This window comes from Streptomyces sp. NPDC058457 (assembly GCF_042720695.1).
Lineage (GTDB): Bacteria > Actinomycetota > Actinomycetes > Streptomycetales > Streptomycetaceae > Streptomyces.
In genome coordinates, this window is the sequence record NZ_JBHXLU010000090.1 from 42,663 (window position 1) to 49,273 (window position 6,611).

At 71.9% G+C, this 6,611-nt stretch carries 6 protein-coding genes; 5 read left to right on the plus strand and 1 reads right to left on the minus strand.

Translation table 11 applies throughout. The annotated features are described in order from the left end of the window. Window positions 1–12: 12 nt before the first annotated feature. On the plus strand, window positions 13–933 hold the full coding sequence (locus tag ACFWPS_RS43320; RefSeq protein WP_383716710.1) for an anti-sigma factor RsbA family regulatory protein: 921 nt from the start codon (window positions 13–15) through the stop codon (window positions 931–933). Between the two features lie 104 nt (window positions 934–1,037). Next, window positions 1,038–1,520 (plus strand): ATP-binding protein, encoded by a 483-nt coding sequence (locus ACFWPS_RS43325; protein ID WP_383716713.1) that lies wholly within the window; start codon window positions 1,038–1,040, stop codon window positions 1,518–1,520. A 55-nt stretch (window positions 1,521–1,575) separates the two neighbouring features. Here the strand turns inward: ACFWPS_RS43325 and ACFWPS_RS43330 are convergent, their stop codons facing one another. Continuing rightward, on the minus strand, window positions 1,576–3,300 hold the full coding sequence (locus tag ACFWPS_RS43330; protein ID WP_383716716.1) for a chitinase: 1,725 nt from the start codon (window positions 3,298–3,300) through the stop codon (window positions 1,576–1,578). 314 nt (window positions 3,301–3,614) lie between these two features. Here ACFWPS_RS43330 and ACFWPS_RS43335 point away from each other — a divergent pair, with 314 nt between their 5' ends. From ACFWPS_RS43335 to ACFWPS_RS43345, 3 genes are all read left to right on the plus strand, one after another. Then, the gene (locus ACFWPS_RS43335; protein WP_383716732.1) at window positions 3,615–4,442 is read left to right on the plus strand and encodes a hypothetical protein; all 828 of its coding nucleotides are present in this window, start codon (window positions 3,615–3,617) and stop codon (window positions 4,440–4,442) included. A gap of 97 nt (window positions 4,443–4,539) precedes the next feature. Continuing rightward, window positions 4,540–5,241: a Flp pilus assembly protein CpaB gene (cpaB, locus tag ACFWPS_RS43340; protein ID WP_383716719.1), complete on the plus strand. Its 702-nt coding sequence runs from the start codon at window positions 4,540–4,542 to the stop codon at window positions 5,239–5,241. 12 nt (window positions 5,242–5,253) lie between these two features. Continuing rightward, a complete protein-coding gene (locus ACFWPS_RS43345) occupies window positions 5,254–6,516 on the plus strand; it encodes a CpaE family protein (protein WP_383716722.1) in 1,263 nt (420 codons plus the stop codon). Window positions 6,517–6,611: the final 95 nt, after the last annotated feature.

Sequence of the window (6,611 nt, forward strand, 5' to 3'; positions counted from 1 at the left end):
ACAGGAGACCCGATGAGTACCAGTACGGGCGCGCGCCCCGCCGCCGCCCAGGGGCAGTTCGACCACCGGATGGCCGTGTTCGGCTCGGACGACGCGTTCGTCGCAGCCGCCCTGCCCTTCCTCGCCGAGGGCCTCGCCGCCCCCGACGAGCCCCCGCCCGTCGCCATCGCCGCCCCCGGCCTGCTGGCCGCCCTGCGTGACGCGCTCGGCGCCGACGCGCGGGACGTCGGCTTCATCGACCACACCGACTGGTACACCGGCACGGCCGCCAACGCCGTGGCCCAGGGCGCCGGTTACCTCGCGGCGAACGCGGGGCCCGGCGGCCGTGTCCATCTCCTCATGGAGCCCGACTGGGCCGGGCGCGCGGGCCGTTCGGCGCGGGAGAGCGCCGAGTGGATCCGCTACGAGTCCCTCGCCAACCTCCTGTTCGCCCCCTTCGCCACCACCGCCCTGTGCGCGTACGACACCCGGACGGCGGGCCCGGCGGTCGTCGACGCGGCCCGCCGCGCCCACCCGGGTACCGGGGTGTACGAGCAGCCACCCGTCCTGGTGCGCGAGCTGGACGCCGTGCCGCTGGCCCCGCCGCCGCAGTCGGCGGCCCGGCTGCCCGCGCCGGAGGCGGTCCGCGCCTGGGCCGCCGGGCGCGGGCTCCCGGCGGTGGACGCCGGGCGGTTCGGCCGTGCCGTCGAGGAGGCGGCGGCCGCGCACGGGCCGGTGGTCGAGGTCCTCGCCTGGGGCGAGGCCCCGGCCTGTGTCTGCGAGCTGCGGCTGTGCCGGGCGGTGGCGGATCCGCTGGCCGGGTTCGTGCCGCCGCCCGGCGGGAAACCGGAGCCGGGACAGGGGCTGTGGTTCACGCGCCAGGTGTGCGCGTACGTCGATGTCCGGGACGGGGCGGCGGGGGACGGGGCGAAGATCCGCGTCCAGTACGCGTGAGCGAGATGCCGTACGCGCGTACCCCCGCGGCGGCGCATACGCGGGTACGGGATCAGGTATTCCTCCCCGTGTGCGGGGAGACGGGCACGGGCACGCTGGAGGGCATGCTGCAGCCCTCCGGGAGCCGGCTCCCGGATCCCGACCCTCAGTACGCCGCGTACCCGCAGCCCCCGACCCGGGCCGGCCATCTGAGCGTCGAGTACGACCCCCGTCCGACGGCGGCCCGCGAGGCGCGCGCGGCGGTGCGGCGGCAGCTGGAGGAATGGGGACTCGCGGAGCAGGACGAGGTGGCGTACGTGTGCGAGCTGCTGGTCGGCGAGCTGGCCGCGAACGCCCTGTGCCATGCGGCGACCCGGTTCCGGCTCACCCTGGCGGCCTCGCACGGGGTGCTGCGCTGTGAGGTCGCCGACGAGGACCGCCGCCCGCCGCGGGTGCTGGAGGCGGGCCTCGCGGAGGGCGGCAGAGGGATGTACCTGGTGGATGCGCTTGCCCGGCGCTGGGGCTGCCACCAGGAGGGGCCGGGCAAGACCGTGTGGTTCGAGCTCGGTACCTGCGGGTGCGACGGCTGCGGTCGGCGACAGCCGTAGCACCCCACAGCCCGGGTCCCGGCGGCCTGCCCAGCCGCCGGGACCCACTCACGGGTTACGGCAGTGCGTGCACGTGGGCGCCCACCGAGGACGACCACGCGTTGCCGGCCGCCGCGTCCCAGTTCGTCGACCAGGTCATCGCGCCCCGCAGGTCGGGGTAGGCCGTCGACGGCTTGAAGGAGCCGCAGTTGGTGAGCTTGGTCAGGCAGTCAAGGGCGTTGTTGACCACGGTCGGGGAGACGTAGCCGCTGCCCGCCGCGCTGGTCGACGCCGGCAGGCCGAGGCCCACCTGGGACGGCGACAGACCGCCCTGGAGCTGGATGCAGGCGAGCGCGGTGAGGAAGTCCACCGAGCCCTGGCTGTACACCTTGCCGTCGCAGCCCAGCATGGAACCGCTGTTGTAGTACTGCATGTTGACGACGGTGAGGATGTCCTTGATGTTCAGGGCCGTCTGGAAGTACCCGTTGGACGTCGACTGCATGTCGATGGTCTGCGGGGCCATGGTGATGATCAGCGAGGAGCCCGCCTTCGACGACAGGGAGCGCAGCGCCTGGCTCATGTAGGTGGCGTTGATGCCGTTCTCCAGGTCGATGTCGACGCCGTCGAAGCCGTACGTCTGCATCAGCGAATACACGGAGTTGGCGAAGTTCGTCGCGGACGCCGAGTCGCTCACCGAGATCGTGCCGTTCTGGCCGCCGATCGAGATGATGACCTTCTTGCCGGCCGCCTTCTTGGCCTGGATGTCGGCCTTGAACTGGTCGACCGTGTACCCGCCGAGCCCGGCGGAGTCGAGGGTGAAGCTCACCGCGCCCGGTGTGCTGGTCGCGTCCGCGAAGGCGACGGCGATGATGTCGTACGAGGACGGCACGTCCGAGATCTTCTGGACGGTGGCGCCGTTGTTGAAGTTCTGCCAGTAGCCCGTCACCGCGTGCTTGGGCAGCGAGCCGCCGCCGCTGCCGCCGGACGCGGTCGTCGTCGCCGTCACCGCCGTCGACTTCGCCGACTCACCCGCCGAGTTGGTCGCGGTGACCTGGAAGGAGTACGAGGTCGAGGCCGCGAGTCCGGTGATCGCGGCCGAGGCGCCGGTGACCGCCGTGACCTTGGTGCCGTTCTGGTAGACGTTGTAGCCGGTCGCGCCCGACACCGCGCTCCAGGACAGCGACGCGGAGGACGACGTCGTACCGGAGACCGCGAGGCCGGTGGGGGTCGCGGGGACGGTCGGGGCCGGGTCGGTGCCGCCCCCGCCGTCGGGGCCGTAGACCGAGACGTCGTCGGCGTAGTAGGCGGCCTGGCCGTACCAGCCGTGCGTCCAGACCGTGACCGAGGTGGTCGAGGCGCCGGTGGTGAAGGTCGTCGACAGCTGTGTCCAGGTCGTGTTCGGGGTCCAGGTCGACACGTCCGTGGTGCCGGTGCCGGTCACGCCGAGGTAGGTGTAGGAGCCCTGCACCCATGCGCTGAGCGTGTAGGTCGAGCTGGCCTTGACCGCCACCGTCTGGCTGCACTGGGCGTAGTCCTGCCCGGCCGGGGTCGCCTTCAGCGCGGCGGCACCGGAGTGGACGGGGGAGGAGACCGTCGTACCGCTGCTCGCGGAACAGGTCCAGTTGGACAGGCCCGACTCGAAGCCGGGGTTCTTCGCGTTGTTGACGTCGGCGGCGGAGGCCGGCACGGAGGCCAGGCCCGCCATCGCGAGTGCCGTGGCGAGGGTGGCCACGGCCGACCAGGTGCGGATGCGTCGCTGTCCGGCATGCCGGGACACGAGCCGGGGGATGAGTCTGGGCATGACAATCAAGGTGGTCCAGACCAATTCGCGTGTCAATAGGTCCAGACCAAATTCAAAGGTCCGCGGAGGTCTCCGTGGGGCTGAACAAGCCCCGGTCATATGCTCAACCTGTCCCGGTTTGGCGTTACTTGTGCGGTCACGGATCCCAGACAGCTACACAAACGCTGTTCTCCGGTCACAGGTGCGTGGTTACAGTGCTGAGGAAGTCACGCAATGAAGTCGTCCCGGCTCATTGGAGTAACACCGGTGGGCCGCCGGGTGTGAAGAGCGGGGAGCTGCGCGTGCCAACTGCCATTGCCGTGACCAGTGCCGACATGGCGCTGCCGGTCCAGGACGAGCGGACCATGCCCGCGGTCGTGCTCCGGGACCTCGACCGGCGCCCGCTCGAACATACCCTCGCCGAGTTCGTGGCCCTCATCGAGCAGTACGGACATGTGGTCGTCCTGTACTCGGACGCCGTCCCGGAGTCCGTGACCAGGCGGCTGCACACCCTCCGCTCCCTCCTGGAGAGCGACCGGATCGCGCTGTTCCGCCCCGACCTGCCGCCGCTCGGCATCGCCGTCCTGGCCCGGCAGTTGCGCCAGCTGGCCTCCTGCGACCTCAGCCCCGGCGTGCTCGCGTCGGCCGGCCGGCTGCTCACCCACTACATCCACTCCGGCGCCGTCCTCGGCTCCGTCGCCAAGCTGGACCGCGTCCCGGTCGGCCTCAAGGCGCACGCCAAGTCCTGGATGCCCGGCACCCAGTTCGGGATCGTCGCCCACCCCGAACCGCAACTGGTCCGGATCGCCCCGGAGGCCGTGCTGAACGGCCCCGAGTTCAGCACCTGGATGCTGGTCGCCAAGGGCCAGCTGCAATCGGACTGGATCGGCGGCCTCGCCAAGGCCTGGGGCGCGCACGGCCTGCGCGAGACCCCGCTGCCCGCCGAGTCGTCCGTGTGGTGGGGCACCGGCCGGATGATCGAGTTCACCAGCTACCTCGCCGACCTGTCGGTCCTCTACCAACTGGTCACCTCGGTACGGCAGACCAGCTGCCACTGGTGCGGCATCGACGTCATCGGCGACCGCTGCGTCTTCTGCTCCGCCACCCCGCCCGTCTACGACCCGCCGCCGCCCCGCGCGCTGGAACAGCGGACGCCCGCCTGACCCGTACCGCCCAGCGCCACCGCCCGGTCTTCCCCGGTTCCTGCGCTTCCCTCGCTTCCCCCACATTCACCGCTTCCCCGATGAGGTCGCACGGTCCATGAACTCCCGTCAGCGCCGCGGCGTGATACTCCTGATCCTGTCGGTGCTCTGCGCGCTCGCCGCGTTCGCCGGCGTGCTCTCGGTCATCGACAACGCGAAGTCCGAGGTCGGCCCCAAGGTCACCGCGTACGAACTCCGCTCGAACGTGGAGCCCTACACGACGCTGACCCCGAGCCAGTTCCGCAAGATCTCGATGCCCGAGCGGTGGCTGTCCGCCAACGCCGTCACCAGCCTCAGCCAGATCCAGGGCAAGATCGCGATCACCACGCTCAAGAAGGGCTCGCTGCTCCAGACCGACATGATCGTCGACCAGCCCGAACTGAAGCCGGGCGAGCAGGAGGTCGCGATCATGATCGACGCGGCCACCGGGGTCGCCGGCAAGATCACCCCGGGTTCGCTGGTCAACGTCTACGCCACCTTCGAGGGCAAGCAGCAGAGCGACCCCGACCAGTCGAAGATCATCGTGACCAACGCCCGGGTCCTGGACGTCGGCCAACTCACCTCGCTGGAACCGGACAACAAGAACCAGCAGCCCACCGACGCCGTCCCCATCACCTTCGCGCTGTCCACGCTCGACGCCCAGCGCCTCACCTACGCGGAGTCCTTCGCCCAGCGGGTCCGGCTCGCCCTGGTCGCCCCCGGCACCACGACCACCGTGCCGGACAAGGACCGTACCTACGAACTCGCGACGGACAAGTGAGAGGCGCCCTCCATGCCCATCAGGATCCTCCCCGCCGTCGGTGACGCGGACGCCGTCCGCTCCCTGGTCTCCCTGCTCAGCCAGCTCCCGGACGCCGAACCGCTGGCCCCCGTCGTCGACTCCACGCAGCTCGTCGACACCCTCGCCCGGTCCGCCGCCGAGTCCGTCGACGAACTCCCCGAGGTCGTCGTCGTCCACGAACGCATCGGCCCCGTCCCGGCCCTCGAACTGATCCGCGAGGTCGCCCTGCGCTTCCCCGCCGTGGGCGTCGTCCTCGTCACCACCGACACCAGCCCCGGCCTGTTCGCCGCCGCGATGGACTCCGGCGCCCGCGGCCTGGTCGGGCTCCCGCTCAGCTACGAGGAGCTGGCCGGCCGGGTCCAGGCCGTCGCCCAGTGGTCCACGGGCGTACGACGCCATCTCGGCCACGGCGCCGACGTGTTCGCCGGCGTCGGCGGCACCGTCGTCACCGTCAGCGGTGCGAAGGGCGGGACCGGCGCGACCCTCGTCGCGGTCCAGATCGCCCTCGCCGCGCAGGCCTCCGGCCACTCCACCGCCCTCGTCGACCTCGACCTCCAGACCGGGGACGTCGCCTCCTACCTGGACGTCCAGTTCCGCCGCTCGGTCGCCGACCTCGCCGCGGTCAACGACATCTCCCCGCGGGTGATGGCCGAGGCCGTCTTCCGCCACGACTCCGGGCTGGCACTGCTGCTGGCTCCGGCCGAGGGCGAACGCGGCGAGGAGGTCACCGACCGCGCCGCCCGCCAGATCCTCAGCGCCCTGCGCTCCCGCTACGAGGTGGTGATCGTCGACTGCGGCGCGCAGCTCGGCGGGGCGGGTGCGGCGGCCGTGGAGACCGCCGACCTCGCCCTGCTGGTCACCACGCCGGACGTGGTCGCCGTACGGGCGGCGAAGCGGACGGTGCGGATGTGGGACCGGCTGCAGATCCGCAAGGCCGAGGAGACGACGGTGGTGGTCAACCGGTACACGCGCGGTACGGAGATCCAGCCGGCGCTGATCCAGCGGATCACCGGGACCGCGCTGGCGGGGACTCCGATCCCGGCGAACTTCAAGGAGCTCCAGGGGGCGGTGGACGCGGGCCGGATGCACGAACTGGACTCGCGGAGCACGGTGAAGCAGGCGATCTGGGGGCTGGCCGGGGAGCTGGGGCTGGTGCGGTCGGGGGAGGGGGCGCCGCCACGCCGGTCCGGGGCACGGGCCCGGGGCGGGGAGCGGGCGGCGGTGGGGTTCCGGCGGCGGAAGGAGCTGCCGTGAGAGGCCGTCGGCCGGGTGCGGGCCGGTGGGGGCGGGCCGCGCAGTTCCCCGCACCCCTTCGGGGCGCTCAGCGCCCCTTCAGGGGCGCGGGGAAC